This is a genomic window from Shewanella sp. ECSMB14101, from assembly GCF_000773485.1.
GTDB lineage: Bacteria > Pseudomonadota > Gammaproteobacteria > Enterobacterales > Shewanellaceae > Shewanella > Shewanella marisflavi.
In genome coordinates, this window is record NZ_JSFF01000051.1 from 1 (window position 1) to 2717 (window position 2717).

4 protein-coding genes are annotated in these 2717 nt (G+C 46.2%); all 4 read left to right on the plus strand.

Annotation, left to right across the window (positions count from 1 at the left end; genetic code table 11):
* Positions 1 to 291: 291 nt before the first annotated feature.
* Positions 292 to 576, plus strand: coding sequence for a hypothetical protein (locus NY07_RS18690; protein ID WP_033540865.1), 285 nt, complete (start codon positions 292 to 294; stop codon positions 574 to 576).
* 59 nt (positions 577 to 635) lie between these two features.
* Positions 636 to 1232 carry a glutathione S-transferase family protein gene (locus tag NY07_RS18695; protein WP_033540866.1) on the plus strand — a complete coding sequence of 199 codons (597 nt, stop codon included), beginning with the start codon at positions 636 to 638 and terminating at the stop codon, positions 1230 to 1232.
* Between the two features lie 70 nt (positions 1233 to 1302).
* Positions 1303 to 1800 carry an AAA family ATPase gene (locus NY07_RS18700; protein WP_081953882.1) on the plus strand — a complete coding sequence of 166 codons (498 nt, stop codon included), beginning with the start codon at positions 1303 to 1305 and terminating at the stop codon, positions 1798 to 1800.
* Positions 1801 to 2372: 572 nt separating this feature from the next.
* Positions 2373 to 2717, plus strand: a 345-nt coding sequence (locus NY07_RS18705; protein WP_033540868.1) for a hypothetical protein, incomplete at its 3' end; no start/stop codon positions are given.

Here is a 2717-nt window from a genome sequence, read left to right on the forward strand (position 1 = left end):
TACACTTGGTATCTAACGTCTCTTCGATTTGGCTTCATTAGTTATCGATAGAAGAGACCAAACACGCTTTGGGCACGGCGGTACTGACCTACATGGATGTAGGGAATGCCAAAAAATGTAGGGAACATTTTTGGCCATGCCGCCGAGAGCCAAAAGTGTGCTTACACCCGTATCTAACGTCTCTTCGATTTAACTTCATCTGTTTCTGCCTTTGCTAGTGCATTAACTTCGGTTGATTTTTCCTGCTTTACACCCATTTAAATTAGGAGGATGAATTGATAGGTTAGGCAAATGGATCTTGTAGGGCGATTGGGTGGCTGGGAGCCACTATTATGCTATTTCGTGGCAGGCTTTCTCTTTATCCTTCTTCTGTGGGCACTGGCAAGGCTGGTCGGCTGGGCCAAGGGGATGCCCACTGGGGCTTATCTCGCCTTGGCGTTATTTCCTTTAATTTCGCTATTTCCCATACCGCCGAGTGAGATCAAAAAATTGCAGCGTATCAAACAAGAAGAGGTTAAACGGGAGCAGGAGTCTGGCGACCCGGCTAACGATGAGCCGCCCTCGAGTGCTTTGTAATTAGCGAGTTCTGTAATAAAACGTCTGTTTGGCAGGCGTTAATAACATAAGGAGTATGTGTGAAAATCTACGGCGATCTGCAGTCTGGTAACTGCTACAAGGTGAAGTTGTTGTGCGCCCTGTTGGACATTGAACATGAATGGATTCATGTGGATATTCTCGCGGGCGATACCGGCATTAGCGAGTTTCTGGCCAAGAACCCCAACGGCAAGATCCCCCTGCTGGAGCTCGATGATGGCCGCTGCCTCAGCGAGTCCAACGCCATCTTGAACTATCTCGCCACCGACAGCGAACTCCTGCCCAAAGACAGCTTTGCCCTCGCCAAGGTGCAGCAATGGCAGTTCTTCGAGCAATACAGCCATGAGCCCTATATTGCCGTAGCGCGCTTTATCGCCAAGTATCTCGGGTTGCCGGACGATCGCCGCGCCGACTATGAGTCGAAGCAGCAAGGCGGCCATAAGGCGCTGGCGGTGATGGAAGCCCAGCTGCAAGAAACACCCTATTTAACCGGCGAGCAGCTGACCACGGCCGACGTCGCTCTATATGGCTACACCCATGTGGCCGACGAAGGCGGATTCGATCTCAATCACTACCCGGCGATTCAATCATGGCTTAAGCGCATCGCCGCGCACCCCAAATATATGGCTATGGTTTAATATCACTGATGCCTAATATAGCTGCGGTATAAGCATGTAAGAATGGCCTAACACGGATAAGGGACAATAGATGACACATAAGGGAAAACTCTTCTTTTTCTGCGGCAAAATGGGCGCGGGTAAGTCGACCAAGGCAAGACAAATCGCCGATGAAAAAGGGGCGCTGTTACTGTCGGAAGATGAATGGTTAGCGGCTCACTTTCCCAATCAGATTAAGTCATTTGAAGACTATATTCACTATTCAAGCCTCATCAAACCCTTCATCAGAAACCATGTGGCACACCTGATAAATATCGGCACTAAGGTGGTGATGGATTTTCCCGCCAACACCAGGAAGCAGCGGCAGTGGTTTATCTCGCTCTGCCACGAGCTAGCTTGCGAGCATCAGCTCATCTATCTGGATCTCAGCGATCAGCAGTGCCTGGCTCAAATAGGCAAGCGGCGCCAGGAACAGCCAGAACGCGCCCACTTCGATAACGAAACCATGTTCCGTCATGTGACGCAATATTTTGAGCCGCCAACCGACGATGAAGGTATGAATATATTGCTAGTCACTGGGGATGACTAAATTTGAAGTAAAAGGGTTGCCCCCTTTATTTGCTTTAGCCGAATTTGGCTGCATTTTAATTTATTGAAAGTATTTGAAGGTCGTACCTTCATGGCAATCTATCACCTGCGGTGGGCTTATGTGCAGATACATCTGCTACATGCCGTAAATCCATCCTTGGAGGCTCGACGATGGCATCCCTGCCATCGACGTCCGCAGATGCATCTACACTTGGTATCTAACGTCTCTTCGATTTGACCTCATTGAGTACGCATTGATACAAGCTATTATTTTTACGCAAAAAAGCGCACTGAAATGTGACATAACATGTTGATTGCCACTAACAAGATAGATTAAAGTATCACCAATCAAGGACAGAGCTAGGCCAAATCGAATCAAACATCGACCACGCCGTTCAGGGAATGAAAAAGCCAACCACATGCGCCAATCATCTCCTTTAGAAGATTACTCTGCCCCCACTTATTTACATGCTTGGTCTCCTACCTTACAAGGTAGCGTCCCTTGCAAGGTCTCACTAATAAGTTGTTAGCATTACCTCAATAATTGGTGTCAAATTCAAATAGGAGTATTTCTTGAAAAGGGTCATTTCAGTTGCATTTAATGATGTGGCAAATAAGCATGTAAACTTTGAAGATTTAGGCACGTTGTATTCTTTCGCTAAAGCGCAAAGTAAATTTTGGAGTGAGGCGGCCGAAAAGTATAAAAATGCTAACAACCATTCACTAATCAATAGTGCTAATTACTTCAACCAATTAATTAACTTAATTGATAGCTGGAAAGAAAGTATTGAAACTTGGGATGATACTCAATTAAACCAGCAGTTTAACAATAATAGAAATATATTTAATAACATTCGTCAAAACTGGCTTTGGAGTGGACACCCATTTCTAGGGAATCCCCAGATAATTCCTTGTACA